The organism is Salmonella sp. 2020_1395, assembly GCF_043848115.1.
Lineage (GTDB): Bacteria > Pseudomonadota > Gammaproteobacteria > Enterobacterales > Enterobacteriaceae > Salmonella > Salmonella enterica.
The window spans coordinates 116478-139912 of the sequence record NZ_JBCMFH010000004.1 but is presented as its reverse complement, the minus strand read 5'-3'; the positions used below and the strand labels follow the sequence as shown (position 1 = coordinate 139912).

Here is a 23435-nt window from a genome sequence, read left to right as displayed (position 1 = left end):
GAGTTTTTTGTAAGCAGAAAAAGGATGATGCAGCATATAATCACGCCATAAACGACAATAAGGATAGTTGTATGCGTTTTTCATCAATTTTCAAAATAATAATATTAAATATATTTATTTCAAAAATGGCTCACGCTGCTGTCTGCGAGGAGCGCTATCCCCCCGACTCGGAAGAATGCCAGTACGTTCAGGAATTAGAGCAAAAAGCGGAACAAGGAGATGAAAGCGCGCAGTTCTCGCTTGGAAGCTGGTATGCGGAGGGGCGATATGTTAAGCCTGATTATAAACTAGCCATAAAATGGCTGGAGAAAGCGGGTAAACAAGGTTCTGATTTTTCCTATTTCATCCTTGGCTATCATTACAACTATGGTGAAAATTTTCCACTTAGTCGACAAAAAGCGCTGGAGTGGTATCGCAAGGCGGCAGAGCTAGGGGATAGTAGTACGCAAGAAATCCTCGGTGACGCCTATATGTATGGCGATGGGTTTCCCCAAAATACCCAGCTAGCGCTGGAGTGGTATCGAAAAGCCGCCTCTCCAACCAATGATGCGGGCGTTGTCCGCGGCCAGGGTTCAGCTTCGTCAGCACAATTTAAGCTTGGGGTAATGTACGCCCACGGTCAGGGCGTCCCTCAGGATTATCAGCAAACGGCGATCTTGATGCGTAAAGCGGCGGAAAATATGTACTACCCCGCGCAACTTTATCTCGGCGTTGCCTATTTTTATGGTGAAGGCGTGCCTCAGGATTATCGTCAGGCAGTTTACTGGCTTAATGAAGGTATACCAAGCAGCTATACGCCAGGCCACATTCCGCTGAATGCGCTCTATGATAAAGCGCATCCCGCTGACCGGGTTCACTCTCAGACGTGGTATCGAAAAACAGCGCAACGCGTGATGGCAAAGGTACAGTACAATTTTGGCGTATGGTATTACAACGGTTATCACTTATTGAAAGATCACAACCTGGCGCTGGAGTGGTATCGCAGAGCCGCAGCGCAAGGATTGGCCGAGGCGCAGGATGCGATCGGCGTGATGTTTATGCAGGGTGAGGGCGTTTCTCAGGACTACCAACAGGCGCTGGCGTGGTATCGCAAAGCCGCACGCCAGGGACTGCCTGCTGCGCAAACGCATCTGGGCATCATGTCTGCTTTTGGTCGCGGCGTCGCGCAAAGCGACAGACAGGCTATCGCATGGTATCGAAAAGCAGCAAAACAGGATTTTGCGAAAGCGCAATATCAGCTTGGCGTAGCATATAGCACGGGAAGAGGCGTGCCTGAAAATAGCCGGAATGCGCTGAAGTGGTACCTCAAAGCGGCAGAGCAGGGGTTTACTCCGGCACAATCAGCGCTTGGGGAAATTTATGCTCATGGGCGCCAGGGTGTGCCTAAAGATAATAAGCAGGCCTATATTTGGTATTACATGGCAAGTATATATACGGAAAAATCTAAGGATGATTGTTCAGCGCTCATTGCCGAAAGAAACCGACTCAAGGGAACGCTCACCCCAGATCAACTTAGCGAGACATATGCCGCCTTTGATCTCATCAGGCGAAAAATCAACCAATCAAAGGAGGCGAAAAAGATTGCCAGGAAGAAGTATTGATAAGATAGCCAATAAGCCATGGCGCCATGGAGTGAAGTCTGCCTGTGGGGTAAGGATATGGGGCAGTGCTGATTGATTTGAAATTGGTGCTTTATGAAGTAATGGTGGTGGGGGAAGGATGACTCAGCGCTGCGCGCTTCGCCCTTCGGGCCGTTGCCGTTGGCAACGCTTTCTCGCTGCGCTCGAATCGAACCTTAGTCGAAGCTTCTCATCCTTCCCCACATGGGTAGAATTATGACAAACCGATGTCGAATGAAGGTTAGATGCTTTCTGAAGATCATGATGGTGGTGGGGGAAGGATGACTCAGCGCTGCGCGCTTCGCCCTTCGGGTCGTTGCCTGCGGCAACGCTTTCTCGCTTTCGCTCGAATCGAACCTTAGTCGAAGCTTCTCATCCTTCCCGTACGGAGAGATATGAGACACTGTGCTTAACGGGGATAAGATACGCGACGGAAGTGATGGTGGTGGTGGGGGAAGGATTACTCAGCGCTGCGCGCTTCGCCCTTCGGGTCGTTGCCTACGGCAACGCTTTCTCGCTGCGCTCGAATCGAACCTTAGTCGAAGCTTCTCATCCTTCCCCGTACGGAGAGATATGAGACACTATGCTTAACGGGGATAAGATACGCGACGGAAGTGATGGTGGTGGGGGAAGGATTCGAACCTTCGAAGTCGATGACGGCAGATTTACAGTCTGCTCCCTTTGGCCGCTCGGGAACCCCACCAGGGGTAATTCAAATTGTAGGTAAAGCTTGAAGATGGTGGTGGGGGAAGGATTATTCGTCGCTTCGCTCCTCACCCTACGGGCCGTTGCCGTTGGCAACGTTCTCTCGCTTTCGCTCGAGTCGAACCTTAATCGAAGGTTCTCACCCTTCCCCGACAAGTGCAGACTTCTGCATTGCTCATCGAGTTAACTACATCGCTGTAGTGAATAATGGTGGTGGGGGAAGGATTCGAACCTTCGAAGTCGATGACGGCAGATTTACAGTCTGCTCCCTTTGGCCGCTCGGGAACCCCACCACGGGATAAATTCATTATGCTGCTTGCATTCTATAGCGGGAAGGATTATTCGGAGCTAAAGCTCCTCACCCTTCGGGCCGTTGCCTGCGGCAACGTTCTCTCACTATTGCTCGAGTCGAACCTTGAAGTCGATGACGGCAGATTTGCAGTCAGCTCCCTTATGATCGCTCGGGAACCCCACCACGGGGTAATGCTTAATACTGGCCCGCTTCCTTTTGGGAAGCGGGGCGCATCATATCAAATGACACGCCGCTGTAAAGCATTCCTTTGCCTGAAATGAACTGTTTGCGTACTTTTCATCCGTAACGGATTAAAGCTAATCAATTCATATTACTGACGATTAAAGAATAATCGTCCGATTGCCGTAAACAAAGACCCGCTGCGCCAGAACCTGATACAGCGCGCGGCTTAATACGTTTTTCTCAACGTCGCGCCCGGCACGCATCATATCTTCTGCGGTGTAGGTGTGATCGACATGAATCACGTCCTGCATAATGATTGGGCCTTCATCCAGATTATCATTCACATAGTGCGCGGTAGCGCCGATGATTTTCACGCCGCGCTCATAGGCCTGATGATAAGGACGCGCGCCGATAAACGCCGGCAGGAATGAGTGGTGGATATTGATAATTTTGTTCGGGAAGCGCGCCACAAAACCTGGCGTCAAAACACGCATATACTTGGCCAGCACTACATAGTCCGGTTGATGGGCATCAATGGCGTCCGCCATCTTCGTGTCATGCTCTTCACGCGTTAATCCCTCATGGCTGAGCAGTTCGAAAGGGATCTCAAAACGTTCAACCAGCGAGCGTAACGTTTCATGGTTGCCAATGACCGCGGCGATTTCAACATCCAGCCCGCCATAGTTGGCTTTCATCAGCAGGTCGCCCAGACAATGCGCCTCTTTGGTAACCAGAATCACTACCCGACGGCGTCCGGCGGGATTGAGTTCACGAACAGAGCCTTCCGGTAAGGCGCTGTCCAGATCGGCCAGAAGAGTGGAATCATTGAAGATGCCTTCCAGCTCGGTCCGCATAAAAAAGCGTCCGGTGCGATGGTCCACAAATTCATTGTTTTGCACAATATTAAGCTCGTGCTTATAGCAAATGTTGGTAATCCGCGCGATAAGGCCTTTTTGATCGGGACAAATAGTACGCAGAACTTTACGTTGTAGTGATTGCATTGCCGGAAAAATCCTGTTGAGAGTGTTTGCTGTATCGATACTGTCAGGCGTCACTGGCCGCAGCACTTTTTAAATTTTTTGCCTGAACCGCACGGGCAGGGATCGTTTCGACCCAACAGCGGGCGGGTACCGTCAATATAATACCACTGACCGTTTTCTTTGATAAAACGAGAACGTTCGATAATCGCCCCGGTTTTCCCTTGTTCGGAAAAACGCGCGATAAAACTAACATACCCTGTATTTTCTGCTTCTGACCAGGTATGTTCAAAAATAGTCAGGCCGAGCCACCTGGTATTGGCAAATCCGGCGATGATATCATCACGAAACGCGGCCGCATTGCAGGTTGGATGCCAGCTCTTAATTAAGTAATCTGCGTCTTTCATCACAAAAGCGCAGTAACGAGAGCGCATGAGATGTGACGGATCGGGTGCTACTCGTTCTCCGGACACAATACGACCACAACATAGGCTATACTCGTCAGCGCTACCACAGGGACAAGGCTGAGACACAATAATCTCCCTGAATATAAAAAACGGCGTTGAACGCCAGGGTGGCATTATGTTAACTGAGCAGTGGCGATGTTGCTACGTCTTGAAGCCAGGGGAAGTCGTTAAGTACGATGAGAAAAATGAAAATAGGGCTGGCGCTGGGATCTGGCGCAGCGAGAGGATGGTCTCATATTGGGGTCATCAAAGCCCTCAAGCAAACAGGCATTGATATTGATATCGTTGCAGGATGCTCAATAGGTTCACTGGTCGGCGCCGCGTATGCCTGTAATAAATTATCGGCGCTTGAACAGTGGGTATGTTCATTCCGCTACTGGGATGTTTTACGCCTGATGGATGTATCCTGGGGCAGAGGAGGGTTGCTTCGCGGCGAACGCGTATTTAATCACTATCGGGATATTATGCCCGTCACGGATTTTGACCACTGTTCAAGACGTTTTGGCGCGGTCGCGACGAATCTTAGCACTGGACGAGAGCTATGGTTTACTGAAGGCGATCTACACCTTGCCGTACGCGCGTCGTGCAGTATGCCAGGGCTGATGTCTCCGGTTGAGCATAACGGTTACTGGCTGGTAGATGGCGCAGTCGTTAATCCGGTACCTGTTTCGTTAACCAGGGCGCTGGGGGCTGATATCGTTATTGCGGTAGACCTGCAACATGATGCCCACCTCATGCAGCAAGATTTGCTCTCTGTAAATGTCGGGAATATCAATGAAGAGAGCGATGATGCGCTGCCCTGGCATAAGCGTTTAAAAGAACGTTTCAGTAGCCTGACTTCACGCCGTGGCGTGAGTTCGCCTGGGGCAATGGAAATCATGACAACCTCCATTCAGGTGTTGGAAAATCGTCTTAAACGTAACCGTATGGCTGGCGATCCGCCTGATATTCTCATTCAACCATTCTGTCCGCAAATCTCTACGCTGGATTTTCATCGCGCCCATGCCGCTATTGCGGCGGGTCAGTTAGCCGTAGAGAAAAAGATGGACGAACTTATACCCTTGGTGCGTACCGACGTTTAATGTACCTTTTACGATCACTTAAGCAAATTCTGACAGGCGCAAGCGGCAATACCATGCCGCTATTGCGGCGGGTCAGTTAGCCGTAGAGAAAAAGATGGACGAACTTATACCCTTGGTGCGTACCGACGTTTAATGTACCTTTTACGATCACTTAAGCAAATTCTGACAGGCGCAAGCGGCAATACCATGCCACTATTGATTAAAGCCAGTCAGGGGAGAGAACATGACGCAGCCATTGGTCGGAAAACAGATTCTTATTGTTGAAGACGAGCCTGTATTTCGCTCGCTTCTGGATTCGTGGTTTTCCTCTTTGGGAGCGACAACGGCATTGGCAGGCGACGGGGTGGATGCCCTGGAGTTGATGGGGCGTTTTACCCCTGATCTCATGATATGTGATATCGCGATGCCGAGAATGAACGGTCTCAAACTGGTAGAAAACTTACGTAATCGCGGAGACCAGACGCCTATTCTGGTTATTTCCGCAACAGAAAATATGGCGGATATCGCCAAAGCGTTACGCCTTGGGGTTGAAGATGTCCTGCTGAAGCCGGTAAAAGATCTCAACCGCTTGCGGGAAACCGTATTCGCTTGCTTATACCCTAATATGTTTAACTCGCGGGTTGAAGAAGAAGAACGCCTGTTTCGTGACTGGGATGCAATGGTGAGTAATCCAACCGCCGCAGCACAATTGTTGCAGGAATTGCAGCCCCCGGTACAGCAGGTGATTTCCCATTGCCGCATTAATTATCGGCAGCTCGTCTCCGCCGATCAGCCTGGACTGGTGCTGGATATTGCGCCGCTATCTGATAACGAACTGGCATTTTATTGCCTGGATGTCACCCGGGCGGGCGATAACGGCGTGTTAGCCGCATTGTTGCTGCGGGCGCTATTTAACGGCTTATTGCAGGATCAGCTCGGCCAACAAAAGCACCGTTTACCGGAGTTAGGCGCGCTATTAAAACAGGTAAATCATCTGCTCAGACAAGCCAATTTACCTGGGCAATTCCCGCTATTTGTCGGCTACTATCACAGTGAGCTCAAAAATTTGATTCTCGTCTCCGCCGGATTGAACGCCACCTTAAATACGGGCGCTCATCAGGTTCAAATTAGCAGCGGCGTGCCGCTAGGAACATTGGGTAACGCCTACCTTAACCAATTAAGCCAGCGTTGCGACTCGTGGCAGTGTCAAATATGGGGCGCAGGAGGGCGTCTGCGATTGATGTTGTCTGCGGAATGACCAAACGGAAGAGTGAGCGGAAATTGCTTTACCGGCCTTTCCCGACGAGTGTTACTATCTGCGGCAGATTTATAAGTATTTGTCTTAATTATACCAATATAAGTCCTTTTTGGACCTGAGGCTTGTTCTGGTACTGATATACTGGAACACGATACAGATTAATGAACACGTTCAATACATGAACAGTCCAGGAGAATTTTAAATGGCTGCCCTTAATTCGAAAGTCAAAAAAGCCGTTATCCCGGTCGCGGGATTGGGAACCAGGATGCTGCCAGCGACCAAAGCTATCCCGAAAGAGATGCTGCCGCTGGTTGATAAGCCATTAATTCAGTACGTCGTGAACGAATGTATCGCTGCTGGCATTACTGAAATCGTGCTTGTTACGCACTCGTCTAAAAACTCTATTGAAAACCACTTTGATACCAGTTTTGAGCTGGAAGCGATGCTGGAAAAACGCGTTAAGCGTCAGCTTCTGGAGGAGGTTCAGTCTATTTGCCCTCCGCATGTCACTATTATGCAGGTACGTCAAGGGCTGGCAAAAGGCCTGGGCCATGCCGTATTGTGCGCGCATCCCGTTGTCGGAAACGAACCTGTCGCTGTTATTCTGCCAGACGTTATTCTTGACGAATATGAGTCCGACCTGTCTCAGGATAACCTGGCTGAAATGATCCGCCGTTTCGATGAAACCGGCAATAGCCAGATTATGGTTGAGCCAGTAGAAGATGTGACTGCATACGGCGTGGTCGATTGTAAAGGCGTTGAGCTGGCGCCGGGCGAAAGTGTGCCGATGGTTGGCGTGGTTGAAAAACCAAAAGCGGATGTCGCGCCGTCTAACCTTGCGATTGTCGGGCGTTATGTGTTGAGCGCGGATATCTGGGCGTTGCTGGCGAAAACCCCTCCGGGCGCCGGGGATGAAATTCAGTTGACCGATGCTATCGATATGCTGATCGAAAAAGAAACGGTTGAAGCCTACCACATGAAGGGTAAAAGCCATGACTGTGGTAATAAGTTAGGATATATGCAGGCATTCGTTGAATATGGCATCCGTCATAATTCGCTGGGTGCTGAATTTAAAGCCTGGCTTGAAGAAGAAATGGGTATTAAGAAGTAACGATACGTTATAAATTTTTTAACAGAAGCGCTGGTAAATCCGGCGCTTTTTTTATGCCTGGGGTCGTCAGCGGAGAACTCAGGCAAAAAAAATCCCGCCAGCGGCGGGATTTTAAGCATCCAGGAAGTAAATTATTCCTTGATCAGGAAATCTTCCAGTTGCTTACCTTGTTCTTCCATTGCTTTTTTGATTACAGCCGGTGTACGACCCTGGCCAGTCCAGGTTTTAGTTTCACCGTTTTCGTCAACATAGCTATATTTAGCCGGACGAGCTGCGCGTTTAGCTTTGGTGCCGGATTTAGCGGCAGCCATGCTATTCAGCAGTTCATTCGGGTCAATGCCGTCGGCAATTAACATTTCACGATACTGTTGCAGTTTACGAGTGCGTTCTTCCACTTCAGCAGCAGCAGCGCTTTCTTCTTCACGACGCTCATTAACGACAACTTCTAATTTTTCCAGCATTTCTTCAAGCGTTTCCAGAGTACATTCTCTTGCCTGCGCACGAAGAGTACGGATGTTGTTCAGAATTTTAAGTGCTTCGCTCATTGTAGTAATCTCAAACTTATATTGGGGTGGTTTGTTGAGCTAATAATAGAGCGATAAATTCAGTTGTGCAATAGCCAGGAATGTAAGGAATTCAAAATTACGCTTTATTAAGCACACGTTTTAATTATCTCAACTTAAATTTTCCTTGAGGCGCCGCACAAAAAAGAGCTTATTGGCAGGGGGGATACTCACCGTCTGTCGCTAAAAATTTAGGAGTCAGGTCACATTTTATCATGATGAAATACGATCTCATTGCAGAGATATCAATCTCTTGTATTAGCTTTCCTTACAAGAAAACCCTATTACTTTGCACCGGGTATGAGTAACGGTAACAATAAGTACAAGGTTTTCATATTGGCGGGTGATGATAAGCATTGTTGATGAATTTTAACGGCATAATTTGTGAAGGAATGTGTATATACCCTTCATACTTCAAGTTGCTTATGTGTTGGCTACGCTCGCTCACCCCAGCCACATAGATATCTATGCTCCTGGGCACTCACTCCCTTGCCGCCTTTAAGCAACGCGAATTATTTTGGGTATAGTGAGCGATGTTTGTACAATTCTTAATACTCACCGGAGCGCGAGCCGCGCCGTCGCGTCGGTAAATTATGGTACAATCCCGCCAATCTTTATTTCACTCAGGTGAGGTCCTGCGACCAATGGCACAGCTATATTTCTACTATTCGGCAATGAATGCGGGTAAGTCGACTGCACTGCTGCAATCTTCATACAATTATCAGGAACGCGGGATGCGTACCGTCGTATATACGGCGGAAATCGACGATCGTTTCGGCGCAGGCAAAGTCAGCTCTCGTATCGGTTTGTCGTCGCCGGCAAAATTGTTTAACCAAAATACATCCTTGTTTGAAGAGATTCGTGCCGAGAGCGCGCGGCAGACAATACATTGCGTGTTAGTCGACGAAAGCCAGTTTTTGACTCGCCAGCAGGTTTATCAATTATCCGAGGTTGTCGACAAATTAGATATTCCAGTACTTTGCTATGGGCTACGAACAGACTTTCGTGGGGAGCTCTTTGTCGGCAGCCAATACTTGCTGGCATGGTCAGATAAGCTGGTGGAATTAAAAACTATCTGTTTCTGCGGTCGTAAAGCCAGTATGGTTCTGCGCCTTGATCAGGACGGCAGGCCTTATAACGAAGGCGAACAGGTGGTTATTGGCGGGAATGAACGCTACGTTTCAGTTTGCCGTAAGCATTATAAGGACGCGCTGGAGGAGGGCTCACTGACGGCGATTCAGGAGCGTCATCGGCACATATGATACCTGAGGTAACGATCGGCTTATAAAACGCCCTGTAGCGCTTTGGAGGTCATTATTCAGGCCTCCTGACGAAGGGCGTGCCGTGAGCACGTAGGCCAGATGATCAGCATAGCGCCTTCAGGCATCAGATAAACAGGTAAAACAAAAAAACGGCCTCAATTGAGGCCGTTATTGTCATGCTAAAGCAGATAACGAATTAAGCGGATTTTTTCGCTTTTTTCTCTGCTTTCGGTGCGGCAACGACGTCTTTCTTCGCTGCAACTTCACCTTCGGTGAAATCACGACCGTAGTAGGTATCCAGCAGAATCTGTTTCAGTTCGGAGATCAGCGGATAACGCGGGTTAGCGCCGGTGCACTGGTCATCGAAGGCATCTTCAGACAGTTTGTCAACGTGGGCCAGGAAGTCAGCTTCCTGTACGCCTGCTTCACGGATAGACTTAGGAATGCCCAGCTCAGCTTTAATGCTTTCCAGCCATGCCAGCAGTTTTTCAATCTTAGCGGCGGTACGATCGCCCGGCGCGCTCAGGCCCAGGTGGTCAGCAATTTCAGCGTAACGACGGCGTGCCTGCGGACGATCGTACTGGCTGAATGCGGTCTGCTTGGTCGGGTTGTCATTCGCGTTGTAGCGGATAACGTTACAAATCAGCAGGGCGTTCGCCAGACCGTGTGGAATGTGGAACTGAGAGCCCAGTTTGTGCGCCATGGAGTGACATACACCCAGGAAGGCGTTGGCAAACGCGATACCGGCGATAGTCGCTGCACTGTGAACACGTTCACGCGCAACCGGGTTTTTAGACCCTTCGTGGTAAGACGCCGGCAGGTTTTCTTTCAGCAGTTTCAGGGCCTGCAGAGCCTGACCGTCAGAGAACTCAGAAGCCAGTACGGAAACGTAAGCTTCCAGGGCGTGAGTTACCGCATCCAGACCACCGAACGCACACAGGGACTTCGGCATATCCATCACCAGGTTGGCATCGACAATCGCCATATCCGGGGTCAGGGCATAGTCAGCCAGCGGATATTTCTGACCGGTTGCATCGTCGGTCACAACCGCAAACGGTGTGACTTCAGAACCGGTACCGGAAGTGGTGGTGACGGCGATCATTTTCGCTTTCACGCCCATTTTCGGGAACTTGTAGATACGTTTACGGATGTCCATAAAGCGCAGCGCCAGTTCTTCGAAGTGAGTTTCCGGGTGTTCGTACATGACCCACATGATTTTCGCGGCGTCCATCGGGGAACCACCGCCCAGCGCGATAATCACGTCCGGTTTGAAGGAGTTAGCCAGCTCAGCGCCTTTGCGAACAACGGAAAGCGTCGGGTCGGCTTCAACTTCGAAGAAGACTTCGGTTTCAACGCCAGCCGCTTTCAGCACAGAGGTGATCTGGTCTGCGTAGCCGTTGTTGAACAGGAAGCGGTCAGTCACGATGAGCGCACGTTTGTGGCCATCAGTAATCACTTCATCCAGCGCGATGGGCAGAGAGCCACGGCGGAAGTAGATAGATTTCGGAAGTTTGTGCCACAACATGTTTTCAGCTCGCTTAGCAACGGTTTTCTTGTTGATCAGGTGTTTCGGACCAACGTTTTCAGAGATGGAGTTACCACCCCAGGAACCACAACCCAACGTCAGGGAAGGTGCGAGTTTGAAGTTGTACAGGTCACCGATACCACCCTGAGAGGCCGGGGTGTTGATCAGGATACGCGCGGTTTTCATCATCTGACCGAAGTAAGCAACGCGTTCTGGCTGGTTATCCTGGTCAGTGTACAGGCAGGAGGTGTGACCGATACCGCCCATAGCGACCAGTTTTTCTGCTTTTTCTACCGCTTCTTCGAAATCTTTCGCACGGTACATCGCCAGAGTCGGAGACAGTTTTTCGTGTGCGAACGGTTCGCTTTCATCAACGACCGTAACTTCACCGATCAGAATCTTGGTGGTTTCTGGTACGGAGAAGCCTGCCAGTTCAGCAATTTTGTAGGCTGGCTGACCGACGATAGCGGCGTTCAGGGCGCCATTTTTCAGGATAACGTTTTGAACTGCTTTCAGCTCCTGGCCCTGCAGCATGTAGCCGCCATGGCTGGCGAAACGTTCGCGAACGGCATCATAGACGGAATCAACAACGACAACAGACTGTTCAGAAGCACAGATTACGCCGTTATCAAAGGTTTTAGACATCAGAACAGACGCCACAGCGCGTTTGATATCCGCAGTTTCATCAATGACAACCGGAGTGTTGCCTGCGCCTACGCCGATAGCCGGTTTACCGGAGCTGTATGCAGCTTTAACCATGCCTGGACCGCCAGTGGCGAGGATCAGGTTAATATCCGGGTGGTGCATCAGCGCGTTAGACAGTTCTACGGAAGGTTGATCGATCCAGCCAATCAGATCTTTCGGCGCGCCGGCAGCGATAGCCGCTTGCAGAACGATGTCTGCCGCTTTGTTGGTTGCTTCTTTAGCGCGCGGATGCGGAGAAAAGATGATGGCGTTACGGGTCTTCAGGCTAATCAGCGATTTGAAGATCGCGGTAGAGGTTGGGTTAGTGGTTGGAACGATACCGCAAATAATGCCGATAGGTTCAGCAATGGTGATGGTCCCGAAGGTGTCGTCTTCAGACAGCACGCCGCAGGTTTTTTCATCTTTATAGGCATTGTAAATATATTCAGAAGCGAAGTGGTTTTTAATCACTTTGTCTTCCACGATACCCATACCGGATTCGGCGACAGCCATTTTGGCCAGCGGAATGCGGGCATCAGCGGCTGCCAGAGCGGCGGCGCGGAAGATTTTGTCGACCTGTTCTTGAGTGAAACTGGCATATTCACGCTGGGCTTTTTTTACACGCTCTACGAGTGCGTTAAGTTCAGCGACATTAGTAACAGCCATAATGCTCTCCTGATAATGTTAAACTTTTTTAGTAAATCATCTGCGCGATACGTGAGTATAGACAGATCGACGATACTTTGTATAAATGCCTGAAATTCAGGTGGTTACTTAACGTCCGTTTCGCTCTGATTTACTAAAAGAGCTTCTGCGTTAGTATCATTTAACTCTAACGCGTTACGTCCAGGTGGCGTAAGCAAGATTACTCACTTCTGAGTAGCGATTGTGTGATCTAAATCAAGATTACGCAAAGCTGACACCTTTCAGCAGGCCATTTTAGCCTTTTATGTAAATTGTTAAGAAATCGTTGTCATGAAGAGTAAGTGGATTAGCATAACGAGTACATATAAATAACAGCGATGAATGGATGAAATTAGGTGTAGATAAGAGGTGAACTATGCGAATAAAAGGCGTATCTTCTGCGCGTTTTGATCATTAACGAACATTGACTTCATCCGGCTAACGCTTCGGAGCTAACCGTGATTCAACCGCTTTTTGATTTTCCTGTTTACTTTAAGTTCTTTATCGGGCTCTTTGCGCTGGTTAACCCGGTGGGGATTATCCCCGTTTTCATCAGCATGACCAGCTACCAGACGGCCACGGCGCGTAATAAAACTAACCTCACCGCGAATCTGTCGGTTGCGATTATCTTGTGGAGTTCCTTATTCCTCGGCGATGGCATCCTGCAGCTGTTTGGTATTTCTATTGACTCGTTCAGAATTGCGGGCGGTATCCTGGTTGTCACCATTGCAATGTCGATGATCAGCGGGAAGCTGGGGGAAGATAAACAAAACAAGCAAGAAAAGTCAGAGACGGCCATACGCGAGAGCATTGGCGTTGTGCCGTTAGCGCTGCCGTTAATGGCGGGGCCAGGGGCGATTAGCTCCACTATCGTCTGGGGGACGCGTTATCACAGCATCGCGCATTTGCTTGGTTTTTCAGTTGCCATTGCGCTTTTTGCGCTTTGCTGCTGGGGCGTGTTCCGTATGGCGCCGTGGCTGGTTCGTTTGCTGGGGCAAACCGGTATCAACGTTATTACCCGAATCATGGGGTTGTTGTTAATGGCGCTCGGCATCGAATTTATTGTCACAGGAATAAAAGGCATTTTCCCCGGCTTGCTCAACTAAACTCCCACCTGTTGATTTACAGGCGGTGCCCTAAGGGGGCCGCCTTGTGACATTCCCAGTGACATTCCCACGTAACACTTCTTACTTTGATAAGCATTCAGCGTTTTAATGATAAAAAATACTAATATAATCTAACGCTATTTATTTTTATTAATCAAACTATTATCAACATTACTGAGTCCGTGAGAAGCGGTAGGTCTGTTATTTTATTCACACCATACTCTGGGGCTTGATGAAGGATTATTGAAATGTTATTAGTTGTTTCAGCTCCATCGTAGATGAATGTGCTAAATAATGAGCATTTGTTAAATTTGTGTGTGTTTTCTGGCGCAGGCATAACCTACGATGCGACAGAGAGATATTTTTCTTTCAACTTGTTGATTATAAAGAACAAATTAAATATTTTTAACATTCTTTAACTGTTTTTCTGGGCAGGGATTTTTCCATAAAAGAGAATTGGTTAACAAAATTGTAAAATGAATTGGCGGTTCAGAAACGCATTTGATACTTTTCGGCCAAACATTTTGCAGAAGATTTCACATTGTTGATAACTATTTTCATTTACATGGTTGTCAGAAATAACGTGCGACGTGGGCAGGTACGTCGTATACCGAATCGACGAAAGGCGATCGAACGAATCGTCAGAATAAATAAAGTCGGTGATAGCAAAAGCAGTGACAGACCTGGCAGTACACCACCAGTGCTGCACAGGAGCCCTGACGGGATTAAACAGGCTGGTAAAAACCAGTAATTATAATGAGTGGAGTACAAACACAATGTCTAACATCACGAAAAAAAGTTTGATTGCAGCGGGAATACTCACTGCGCTCATCGCCGCCAGCGCCGCGACTGCGGCAGACGTGCCCGCCGGCGTTCAGTTAGCCGACAAGCAAACGTTGGTACGTAATAACGGATCAGAAGTGCAGTCTCTCGACCCGCATAAAATTGAAGGCGTGCCGGAATCGAACGTCAGCCGTGACCTCTTCGAAGGCTTATTAATTAGTGATGTCGAGGGGCATCCTTCACCGGGCGTCGCGGAAAAATGGGAAAATAAAGATTTTAAAGTCTGGACATTCCATCTACGTGAAAATGCGAAATGGTCAGATGGTACGCCCGTCACCGCCCATGATTTCGTTTATAGCTGGCAACGCCTGGCCGATCCTAATACGGCATCGCCGTACGCCAGCTATCTGCAATACGGTCATATCGCTAATATCGATGACATTATCGCCGGTAAAAAACCCGCCACCGATCTGGGGGTAAAAGCGCTTGATGATCACACCTTTGAAGTGACCTTAAGTGAGCCGGTGCCTTATTTCTACAAATTGTTGGTCCACCCTTCAGTGTCGCCTGTACCGAAATCGGCGGTCGAAAAATTTGGCGATAAATGGACGCAACCGGCCAATATTGTCACTAACGGCGCTTATAAGTTAAAAAACTGGGTGGTGAACGAACGTATCGTGCTGGAGCGTAACCCGCAATACTGGGATAACGCCAAAACCGTCATCAATCAGGTAACTTATTTGCCTATCTCTTCGGAGGTGACGGATGTTAACCGCTACCGCAGCGGCGAGATCGATATGACTTATAACAATATGCCGATCGAATTATTCCAGAAACTGAAGAAAGAGATCCCGAATGAAGTCCGCGTAGACCCTTATTTGTGTACCTATTATTACGAAATTAATAATCAAAAAGCGCCGTTTAACGATGTCCGCGTGCGTACCGCGCTGAAACTGGCGTTAGATCGCGACATTATTGTTAATAAGGTTAAAAATCAGGGCGATTTACCCGCTTATAGCTACACGCCGCCGTATACCGATGGCGCAAAACTGGTAGAGCCTGAGTGGTTCAAATGGTCCCAGCAAAAGCGTAATGAAGAAGCGAAGAAATTGTTGGCTGAAGCCGGCTTTACGGCGGATAAGCCCTTAACATTCGACCTGCTGTATAACACCTCCGATCTGCATAAAAAACTGGCTATTGCCGTGGCGTCTATCTGGAAGAAAAATCTGGGTGTCAATGTGAATCTGGAGAATCAGGAATGGAAAACCTTCCTGGATACCCGTCATCAGGGCACCTTTGATGTCGCCAGAGCCGGGTGGTGCGCAGATTATAATGAACCGACCTCGTTCCTGAATACCATGTTGTCCGACAGTTCAAATAACACCGCGCATTATAAGAGCCCGGCGTTTGATAAGCTGATTGCCGACACGCTGAAAGTGGCGGACGATACGCAGCGCAGCGAACTCTACGCTAAAGCGGAGCAGCAGTTAGATAAAGACTCGGCTATTGTGCCGGTGTATTACTACGTTAACGCGCGCCTGGTGAAACCTTGGGTGGGCGGGTATACCGGTAAAGACCCGCTGGATAATATTTATGTGAAAAACTTATATATTATCAAACATTAATGGCAAGACATGGGACAACTGCGGTTGTCCCATGGTGTCTTTTTTCATCGCACTATAACTTTCCCTGGCGGATCTTTTGTCACGTCCGGGAAGTAAAGGCACAGGCCAGAAGGTACGGGCAATGTTGAAATTTATTTTACGCCGCTGTCTGGAAGCGATTCCGACGCTGTTTATTCTTATTACCATCTCTTTCTTTATGATGCGCCTCGCGCCGGGGAGTCCTTTTACCGGCGAGCGCGCATTGCCGCCGGAAGTGCTGGCCAATATTGAAGCAAAATATCATCTGAACGATCCCATCATGACGCAGTACTTCAGCTACCTGAAGCAGCTGGCGCATGGCGATTTTGGACCATCGTTTAAATATAAAGATTACACGGTCAACGATCTGGTTGCCGCCAGCTTCCCCGTTTCGGCGAAACTTGGCGCCGCCGCTTTTTTGCTGGCGGTCATTATTGGTGTCAGCGCTGGCGTGATTGCCGCGCTAAAGCAAAATACGCGATGGGATTATACGGTGATGGGATTTGCCATGACCGGCGTCGTTATCCCCAGTTTTGTGGTGGCGCCGTTACTGGTGATGGTCTTTGCGATAACCTTGCAATGGCTGCCTGGCGGCGGCTGGAACGGCGGGGCGTTAAAATTTATGATCCTGCCGATGGTCGCGCTTTCACTGGCCTATATTGCCAGCATCGCTCGTATTACGCGCGGCTCAATGATTGAAGTTCTGCATTCGAACTTTATTCGTACCGCGCGGGCAAAAGGATTACCGATGCGCAGAATCATCTTCCGCCATGCGTTAAAACCTGCGCTGCTGCCGGTTTTATCCTATATGGGGCCAGCCTTTGTCGGCATTATTACCGGCTCAATGGTGATTGAAACGATTTATGGCTTACCGGGCATTGGGCAGCTTTTCGTTAATGGCGCGCTCAACCGCGATTACTCGCTGGTGTTAAGTTTGACCATTTTAGTCGGGGCGCTGACCATATTGTTTAACGCCATTGTCGATGTGCTCTATGCCGTTATCGACCCGAAAATTCGCTATTGATACTGGAGCTCGCGATGATGTTAAGTAAGAAAAACAGCGAGACGCTGGAAAATTTCAGTGAAAAGCTGGAGGTGGAAGGTCGCAGCCTTTGGCAAGATGCCCGTCGGCGCTTTATGCATAACCGTGCGGCGGTGGCCAGTCTTATTGTCCTGTTTCTGATAGCCCTGTTCGTGACAGTGGCGCCTATGCTGTCGCAATTTACCTATTTCGATACCGACTGGGGCATGATGTCCAGCGCGCCGGATATGGCGTCCGGCCACTATTTCGGCACTGACTCTTCCGGGCGCGATCTGTTGGTGCGCGTTGCCATCGGCGGGCGTATCTCATTGATGGTCGGGATTGCCGCCGCGCTGGTGGCGGTCATTGTCGGAACGCTGTATGGCTCGCTGTCCGGGTATCTGGGCGGCAAAATTGATTCTGTGATGATGCGTTTGTTGGAGATCCTCAACTCGTTCCCGTTTATGTTCTTTGTGATTTTGCTGGTGACGTTTTTTGGGCAGAACATTCTGTTGATTTTCGTCGCCATCGGCATGGTCTCCTGGCTTGATATGGCGCGTATCGTGCGTGGCCAAACCCTAAGTCTTAAACGTAAAGAGTTCATCGAAGCCGCGCAGGTGGGTGGTGTGTCGACCGCCAGCATTGTGATCCGCCATATTGTGCCTAACGTCCTGGGCGTAGTGGTAGTGTATGCATCGTTGCTGGTGCCCAGCATGATTCTGTTTGAGTCTTTCCTCAGTTTCCTGGGGCTTGGGACGCAGGAACCGTTAAGCAGTTGGGGAGCGTTGTTGAGCGATGGCGCAAATTCAATGGAAGTCTCACCGTGGCTGCTGCTGTTTCCGGCTGGCTTTCTCGTGGTGACGTTATTCTGTTTTAACTTTATTGGCGATGGCCTGCGTGATGCCCTCGACCCGAAAGATCGTTAAGGAGTACAGCCATGAGCTTATCAGAAACCGCAACTCAGGCGCCGCAACCGGCGAATGTACTGCTGGAGGTAAACGATCTTCGTGTTACGTTCGCTACGCCTGATGGCGATGTGACGGCGGTCAACGATCTGAACTTTACGCTTCGCGCTGGAGAAACGTTAGGCATTGTTGGCGAGTCTGGATCGGGGAAATCGCAAACGGCGTTCGCATTAATGGGACTGCTGGCGACGAATGGTCGAATCGGCGGTTCTGCGACCTTCAACGGACGTGAAATTCTTAATCTACCTGAGCGCGAACTGAATACGCTGCGCGCAGAACAGATTTCGATGATTTTTCAGGACCCGATGACCTCGCTAAATCCTTATATGCGCGTTGGGGAGCAGTTAATGGAAGTCCTAATGCTGCATAAAGGGATGAGCAAAGCGGAAGCTTTTGAAGAGTCCGTCAGAATGCTGGATGCCGTAAAAATGCCGGAAGCGCGCAAACGGATGAAAATGTACCCGCACGAATTTTCCGGCGGAATGCGTCAACGTGTGATGATTGCGATGGCGCTGTTGTGCAGGCCGAAACTGCTTATTGCCGATGAGCCTACCACCGCGCTTGATGTTACCGTGCAGGCGCAGATTATGACCTTGCTTAATGAGCTAAAGCGCGAATTTAATACCGCCATTATCATGATTACCCACGATCTGGGCGTGGTCGCGGGTATTTGCGATAAGGTCCTGGTAATGTATGCCGGGCGTACCATGGAATACGGTAAGGCGCGCGATGTCTTTTATCAGCCCGTTCATCCGTATTCGATAGGCCTGCTTAATGCGGTGCCGCGTCTGGATAGCGAGGGGGCGGAAATGCTGACGATTCCGGGCAATCCTCCCAATTTATTGCGTTTGCCTAAAGGGTGTCCATTCCAGCCGCGTTGTCCTCATGCGATGGAGATCTGCAATAATGCGCCGCCACTTGAAGCGTTCAGTCCTGGTCGCTTGCGCGCCTGTTTTAAACCGGTGGAGGAACTGCTATGAATGCTGTGATTGAACAACGTAAAGTTCTCCTCGAAATCGCCGATCTGAAAGTACATTTTGATATCAAAGAAGGAAAGCAGTGGTTCTGGCAACCGCCGAAAACCCTGAAAGCGGTGGACGGCGTTACGCTACGCCTGTATGAAGGCGAAACGCTGGGCGTGGTGGGCGAATCCGGCTGCGGCAAGTCGACGTTTGCGCGCGCCATTATTGGTCTGGTGAAGGCGACAGACGGTAAAGTCGCCTGGCTGGGAAAAGATCTGTTGGGCATGAAAGCGGATGAGTGGCGCGAGGTGCGCAGCGATATCCAGATGATTTTCCAGGACCCGCTGGCGTCACTCAACCCGCGAATGACGATTGGCGAAATTATCGCTGAACCGCTGCGCACTTATCATCCTAAACTTTCGCGCCAGGACGTGCGTGACCGCGTGAAAGCCATGATGCTGAAAGTGGGGCTGCTGCCGAATCTCATCAACCGTTATCCCCATGAATTTTCCGGGGGGCAGTGCCAGCGCATCGGTATCGCCCGGGCGTTGATCCTGGAACCTAAGCTTATTATTTGCGATGAGCCGGTGTCGGCGCTGGACGTTTCTATTCAGGCGCAGGTGGTGAATTTGCTCCAGCAGTTACAGCGAGAGATGGGGCTGTCGTTGATTTTTATTGCGCACGACCTGGCGGTCGTAAAGCACATATCCGATCGTGTCCTGGTGATGTATCTCGGTCATGCAGTAGAATTGGGCACCTATGATGAGGTGTACCATAATCCACTGCATCCTTATACCAAAGCGCTGATGTCGGCGGTACCGATTCCCGATCCCGATCTGGAGCGAAATAAGAAGATACAATTGCTGGAGGGCGAATTACCTTCGCCCATTAACCCGCCTTCCGGCTGCGTGTTCCGTACACGCTGTCCGATAGCCGGGCCAGAATGCGCGCAAACGCGACCGGTGCTGGAAGGGAGTTTTCGCCATGCCGTTTCCTGCCTTAAAGTAGACCCGTTATAATCGCAAGGGCTGACAATTCGTCAGCCCTTCTTTTAGGTGAGGTTACCGTGTCACTTTCTTTGTCGTCGGTTCGCCGTCGTCTTTATCATAATCTGTTCGATTTGACTACGCGCTCAGGTCGCCGTTTTGAAGGGTTATGCGCGCTGTTTGCGCTGCTTAGCGTACTGGTCATTTTTGTTGAATCAGGCGTAGGAACGGAATATCACCTGACATTTGATGAATGGCATATTTTTGTCTGGCTGGAGCTCTGCGTTACCCTGATATTTACCGGTGAATACTTGCTCAGACTGTTTAGCTGGCCCGAACCGGCAAAATACGTTTTTAGTTTCTGGGGATTTATTGATCTGGTGACGATTTTGCCGCTGTACGTCATGTGGCTGTGGCCGGAAATTAGCCTGAACTATATGTTTGCCTGGCGTGCTATGCGAGCGATTCGCGTGCTGCGTATTCTTAAACTGCTACGCTTTATGCCATCCCTGCGCGTATTCTGGAGCGCCATTATTAGCGCGCGTCATCAGCTTATTCTGTTCTATTCATTTATTGCGATCGTGATGATTATTTTCGGTGCCCTGATGTATCTTATTGAAGGACCGAAATATGGCTTCACGACGCTTAATGCCTCGGTGTATTGGGCGATAGTGACAGTCACAACCGTGGGGTATGGTGATATTACGCCGCATACGCCGCTGGGACGTATTGTCGCGTCGGTGCTTATTTTGATTGGTTATTCGGTGATTGCGATTCCTACAGGACTGATTACCACGCACATGAGCAGCGCGTTTCAAAAACGTCACTGGCAGCGAAAATGTCCGCAGTGCCAGCAAAGCCAGCATGAACATAGCGCGCAATATTGTAACCGATGCGGCAGTAAGCTACCGGATTAAACAGGCTTGCCGGAGGGCGCAATCAGACGCCATCCGGCCTGAACCGCTTATTCGCGCCAGAGAATATGGCACAGCTTGTGGTCCTTTTCCCGGCACAGCAGAACGCGGGCGAAAATGTCGTTAATTTCGCCGTCTTCGGTATCCGCCAGGCCAATTACCACCTCGGCAAAAAAGTCTGGATTCAGGTCAAAATCGACGTGCTCTTGCCAGTCTTCAGCGGGATCAAACAACTCCGCGCCGCCGCGCTCCTCGAATTGCAAATTGAACAGAATGATATCAGCCGGATCAAGATTATCCGCCGCCAGCTCAAGAAAAATATCGTAAGCCTGCTCAAGCGTTTCGTCTTCAGTCAGGCGATTGTTCAGATCCATTTCCATAGTGACTACCTGTTTACTCATGTTGGTCACGTTTTACAGCAATGGACTAAAGAAGTAAAACAATCGCTCGGTAATACGCTGCCATAACGGACGTTTTACCCACAAACGCGCATCTAACAGGCGGGAGCGCGAAATATAATCGTCCTGTACCGCAGCCAGATCGGCGCCGAAACCCGTATCATCAATGACCAGCGTAATCTCGAAATTAAGCCACAGGCTACGCATGTCGAGATTCACGGTACCGACCAGGCTCAGTTCGCCATCGACCAGCACGCTTTTGGTATGTAACAGCCCGCCTTCGAACTGATAGATTTTCACGCCCGCCGCCAGTAACTCGCTGAAAAAGGCGCGACTGGCCCAGCCGACGAGCAGTGAATCATTTTTACGGGGCAGGATAATACTGACATCCACGCCGCGCTGCGCAGCGGTACAAATGGCGTGCAGCAGATCGTCGCTGGGGACGAAATATGGCGTGGTCATAATTAAATATTCGCGCGCAGCATAGGTGGCGGTTAATAGTGCCTGGTGAATGAGATCTTCCGGAAAACCAGGACCGGAAGCAATGGTATGAATGGTATGCCCGCTGGCCTGCTCAAACGGCATAATATTCACGTCCGGCGGGGGAGGCAGAATGCGTTTACCCGTCTCGATTTCCCAATCGCAGGAGTAAACAATCCCCATTGCTGTCGCCACGGGGCCCTCCATCCGCGCCATCAAATCGACCCATTGCCCAACGCCGGCATCCTGTTTGAAAAAACGCGGGTCCACCATATTCATACTGCCGGTATAGGCGATGTAATTGTCAATCATCACCATTTTACGGTGCTGGCGAAGATCCATACGGCGTAAAAAGACGCGCATCAGATTCACCTTCAGCGCCTCTACGACTTCAATGCCAGCGTTACGCATCATGGCCGCCCAGGGGCTGCGGAAGAAAGCGACGCTACCCGCGGAGTCCAGCATAAGCCGGCAATGGATGCCGCGGCGGGCGGCGGCCATTAGCGATTCAGCGACCTGATCCGCCATGCCGCCTGGCTGCCAGATGTAAAACACCATTTCGATATTATGCCGCGCCAGTTGGATATCGCGAATAAGCGCCTGCATGACATCATCGGAGTCGGTAAGCAATTGCAACTGGTTGCCTTTGACGCCCGCAATCCCCTGACGTCGTTCGCACAGCTTAAACAAGGACGATGCGACGCTACTGTTTTCTTGCGCGAAAATGTGTTTGCAGGCTTTGAGGTCATTCAACCATTTGGCGGTAGACGGCCACATGGCGCGGGCACGCTCGGCGCGACGTTTGCCTAAATGCAATTCGCCCACGGACAAATAGGCGATGATCCCGACCAGCGGAAGGATATAGATGATTAACAACCAGGCCATTGCGGAGGGAACTGCGCGCCGTTTCATTAGAATACGTAATGTGACGCCGGCAATGAGAACCCAGTATCCCAAAATGACCAGCCAACTCACCACGGTGTAGAAGGTTGTCATAACTTTAAAAATCCTTTAGAAAGCGTGTTGTTAAGAGTTTACGCGTCAGGATTCACATGGCAAATAAAAACACGGGAAAAGCGCTGGTCTGCATCCGGCGAGGGGGTATAATGGCGCTTCTGTTACAGTGAGAGTCGTAAACATGAAGCGTAGTAGAACGGAAGTGGGGCGCTGGCGAATGCTACGTCAGGCGAGCCGCCGTAAAGCGCGTTGGCTTGAAGGGCAATCACGCCGTAATATGCGTATCCATACCATCAGGAAATGCATCTTTAATCGTCAGCGTAATTCATTACTCTTTGCGATTCACGGTGTGTGAGCCAGAAAGGGCACCGTATGCGGTGCCCAACAGGCTATACTTTTCAAAAGATCTTCTTATACGGTTTGACCGAAACCTGCGCATAGACGCCCGCTGCGACGTAGGGATCCGCATCAGCCCAGGATTGCGCTGCTTCTAAAGATTCAAATTCAGCAATCACCGTTGACCCGGTAAATCCGGCTACCCCAGGATCGTTACTGTCCACTGCGGGCATCGGCCCGGCAGTTAATAATCGCCCTTCATCATGCAGAAGTTGCAGGCGCGCCAGATGCGCGGGCCGTACCGAGAGGCGTTTTTCAAGCGAGTTGGCATTATCCTGAGCGTAAATAACATACAGCACGGGTAGAGCTCCTTAATCGGTAAAAGTTGCTGATTACGTTATTGGAAAGGGCATTTAACTGCAATGTAAAGATACCGACTTTGTTAAACATGCACATTTTGTGTGGTGTTTTTGTGCAATATCATCTTTTAAAT

20 protein-coding genes, 2 tRNA genes, 5 other RNA genes and 1 pseudogene are annotated in these 23435 nt (G+C 49.9%); 14 read left to right on the top strand and 14 right to left on the bottom strand.

From position 1 onward, the window contains the following. Positions 1 to 71: 71 nt before the first annotated feature. Positions 72 to 1601: a tetratricopeptide repeat protein gene (locus ACH0WD_RS08010; protein WP_001212717.1), complete on the top strand. Its 1530-nt coding sequence runs from the start codon at positions 72 to 74 to the stop codon at positions 1599 to 1601. A 102-nt stretch (positions 1602 to 1703) separates the two neighbouring features. On the opposite strand, the gene ACH0WD_RS08005 is transcribed toward ACH0WD_RS08010, so the two are convergent. From ACH0WD_RS08005 to ACH0WD_RS07965, 9 genes are all read right to left on the bottom strand, one after another. After that, a non-coding RNA gene (locus ACH0WD_RS08005) (RtT sRNA) lies at positions 1704 to 1834 on the bottom strand. Positions 1835 to 1884: 50 nt separating this feature from the next. Further along, positions 1885 to 2016, bottom strand: a non-coding RNA gene (locus ACH0WD_RS08000) — RtT sRNA. A gap of 46 nt (positions 2017 to 2062) precedes the next feature. Next, a non-coding RNA gene (locus tag ACH0WD_RS07995) (RtT sRNA) lies at positions 2063 to 2193 on the bottom strand. 44 nt (positions 2194 to 2237) lie between these two features. Further along, a tRNA-Tyr gene (locus ACH0WD_RS07990) sits at positions 2238 to 2322 on the bottom strand. A 34-nt stretch (positions 2323 to 2356) separates the two neighbouring features. Further along, positions 2357 to 2488: non-coding RNA, RtT sRNA (locus ACH0WD_RS07985), on the bottom strand. Positions 2489 to 2532: 44 nt separating this feature from the next. Continuing rightward, positions 2533 to 2617: transfer RNA gene (locus ACH0WD_RS07980), tRNA-Tyr, on the bottom strand. A 28-nt stretch (positions 2618 to 2645) separates the two neighbouring features. Continuing rightward, positions 2646 to 2787: non-coding RNA, RtT sRNA (locus tag ACH0WD_RS07975), on the bottom strand. A 170-nt stretch (positions 2788 to 2957) separates the two neighbouring features. After that, entirely contained in the window at positions 2958 to 3800 is an 843-nt protein-coding gene (gene purU / locus ACH0WD_RS07970) for a formyltetrahydrofolate deformylase (protein ID WP_001191152.1), read from the bottom strand. A gap of 50 nt (positions 3801 to 3850) precedes the next feature. Continuing rightward, positions 3851 to 4309 (bottom strand): YchJ family protein, encoded by a 459-nt coding sequence (locus tag ACH0WD_RS07965; protein WP_001747570.1) that lies wholly within the window; start codon positions 4307 to 4309, stop codon positions 3851 to 3853. A gap of 110 nt (positions 4310 to 4419) precedes the next feature. Between ACH0WD_RS07965 and rssA the strand changes: the two genes are divergently transcribed. From rssA to galU, 4 genes and pseudogenes are all read left to right on the top strand, one after another. Continuing rightward, positions 4420 to 5325, top strand: coding sequence for a patatin-like phospholipase RssA (gene rssA, locus ACH0WD_RS07960; RefSeq protein ID WP_001230575.1), 906 nt, complete (start codon positions 4420 to 4422; stop codon positions 5323 to 5325). 52 nt (positions 5326 to 5377) lie between these two features. Then, a pseudogene (locus tag ACH0WD_RS07955) lies at positions 5378 to 5458 on the top strand (hypothetical protein); the annotation flags it as partial. 90 nt (positions 5459 to 5548) lie between these two features. Then, a complete protein-coding gene (rssB, locus tag ACH0WD_RS07950) occupies positions 5549 to 6562 on the top strand; it encodes a two-component system response regulator RssB (RefSeq protein WP_000193432.1) in 1014 nt (337 codons plus the stop codon). 202 nt (positions 6563 to 6764) lie between these two features. After that, entirely contained in the window at positions 6765 to 7673 is a 909-nt protein-coding gene (gene galU / locus ACH0WD_RS07945; RefSeq protein ID WP_000729450.1) for a UTP--glucose-1-phosphate uridylyltransferase GalU, read from the top strand. Between the two features lie 131 nt (positions 7674 to 7804). Here galU and hns read toward each other — a convergent pair whose 3' ends face one another. Then, positions 7805 to 8218 carry a histone-like nucleoid-structuring protein H-NS gene (hns, locus tag ACH0WD_RS07940; RefSeq protein ID WP_001287383.1) on the bottom strand — a complete coding sequence of 138 codons (414 nt, stop codon included), beginning with the start codon at positions 8216 to 8218 and terminating at the stop codon, positions 7805 to 7807. A gap of 662 nt (positions 8219 to 8880) precedes the next feature. Between hns and tdk the strand changes: the two genes are divergently transcribed. Continuing rightward, a complete protein-coding gene (gene tdk, locus ACH0WD_RS07935) occupies positions 8881 to 9498 on the top strand; it encodes a thymidine kinase (RefSeq protein WP_000068097.1) in 618 nt (205 codons plus the stop codon). Between the two features lie 196 nt (positions 9499 to 9694). Here tdk and adhE read toward each other — a convergent pair whose 3' ends face one another. Next, positions 9695 to 12373, bottom strand: a complete 2679-nt coding sequence (gene adhE, locus ACH0WD_RS07930) for a bifunctional acetaldehyde-CoA/alcohol dehydrogenase (protein WP_000301678.1) — start codon at positions 12371 to 12373, stop codon at positions 9695 to 9697. Between the two features lie 476 nt (positions 12374 to 12849). Here adhE and ACH0WD_RS07925 point away from each other — a divergent pair, with 476 nt between their 5' ends. The 7 genes from ACH0WD_RS07925 to ACH0WD_RS07895 all read left to right on the top strand — a co-directional run bounded on the left by ACH0WD_RS07925 (position 12850) and on the right by ACH0WD_RS07895 (position 20774). Continuing rightward, the gene (locus tag ACH0WD_RS07925) at positions 12850 to 13497 is read left to right on the top strand and encodes a YchE family NAAT transporter (protein ID WP_000615840.1); all 648 of its coding nucleotides are present in this window, start codon (positions 12850 to 12852) and stop codon (positions 13495 to 13497) included. Positions 13498 to 14273: 776 nt separating this feature from the next. Continuing rightward, positions 14274 to 15905: an oligopeptide ABC transporter substrate-binding protein OppA gene (gene oppA / locus ACH0WD_RS07920; protein WP_001521098.1), complete on the top strand. Its 1632-nt coding sequence runs from the start codon at positions 14274 to 14276 to the stop codon at positions 15903 to 15905. A 121-nt stretch (positions 15906 to 16026) separates the two neighbouring features. Beyond that, positions 16027 to 16947, top strand: a complete 921-nt coding sequence (gene oppB, locus ACH0WD_RS07915; protein ID WP_000911097.1) for an oligopeptide ABC transporter permease OppB — start codon at positions 16027 to 16029, stop codon at positions 16945 to 16947. A gap of 14 nt (positions 16948 to 16961) precedes the next feature. Further along, positions 16962 to 17870, top strand: coding sequence for an oligopeptide ABC transporter permease OppC (oppC, locus tag ACH0WD_RS07910; RefSeq protein ID WP_000979653.1), 909 nt, complete (start codon positions 16962 to 16964; stop codon positions 17868 to 17870). Between the two features lie 11 nt (positions 17871 to 17881). After that, positions 17882 to 18889 carry an ABC transporter ATP-binding protein gene (locus ACH0WD_RS07905; RefSeq protein WP_000058857.1) on the top strand — a complete coding sequence of 336 codons (1008 nt, stop codon included), beginning with the start codon at positions 17882 to 17884 and terminating at the stop codon, positions 18887 to 18889. Beyond that, positions 18886 to 19890 (top strand): murein tripeptide/oligopeptide ABC transporter ATP-binding protein OppF, encoded by a 1005-nt coding sequence (gene oppF / locus ACH0WD_RS07900; protein WP_000994696.1) that lies wholly within the window; start codon positions 18886 to 18888, stop codon positions 19888 to 19890. The genes ACH0WD_RS07905 and oppF overlap by 4 nt, the downstream gene beginning before the upstream one ends. 47 nt (positions 19891 to 19937) lie before the next feature. Next, positions 19938 to 20774, top strand: a complete 837-nt coding sequence (locus ACH0WD_RS07895; RefSeq protein ID WP_000059074.1) for an ion transporter — start codon at positions 19938 to 19940, stop codon at positions 20772 to 20774. A 47-nt stretch (positions 20775 to 20821) separates the two neighbouring features. On the opposite strand, the gene ACH0WD_RS07890 is transcribed toward ACH0WD_RS07895, so the two are convergent. Then, complete coding sequence (locus ACH0WD_RS07890) at positions 20822 to 21151, bottom strand: HI1450 family dsDNA-mimic protein (protein ID WP_000425070.1); 330 nt, start codon at positions 21149 to 21151, stop codon at positions 20822 to 20824. 33 nt (positions 21152 to 21184) lie between these two features. After that, a complete protein-coding gene (gene cls, locus ACH0WD_RS07885) occupies positions 21185 to 22645 on the bottom strand; it encodes a cardiolipin synthase (protein WP_000206886.1) in 1461 nt (486 codons plus the stop codon). A gap of 142 nt (positions 22646 to 22787) precedes the next feature. On the opposite strand from cls, the gene ACH0WD_RS07880 reads away from it, so the two are divergent. Further along, positions 22788 to 22961 (top strand): YciY family protein, encoded by a 174-nt coding sequence (locus ACH0WD_RS07880; protein ID WP_001531561.1) that lies wholly within the window; start codon positions 22788 to 22790, stop codon positions 22959 to 22961. 43 nt (positions 22962 to 23004) lie between these two features. Here ACH0WD_RS07880 and ACH0WD_RS07875 read toward each other — a convergent pair whose 3' ends face one another. After that, the gene (locus ACH0WD_RS07875; RefSeq protein WP_000967605.1) at positions 23005 to 23301 is read right to left on the bottom strand and encodes a YciI family protein; all 297 of its coding nucleotides are present in this window, start codon (positions 23299 to 23301) and stop codon (positions 23005 to 23007) included. Positions 23302 to 23435 lie beyond the last annotated feature (134 nt).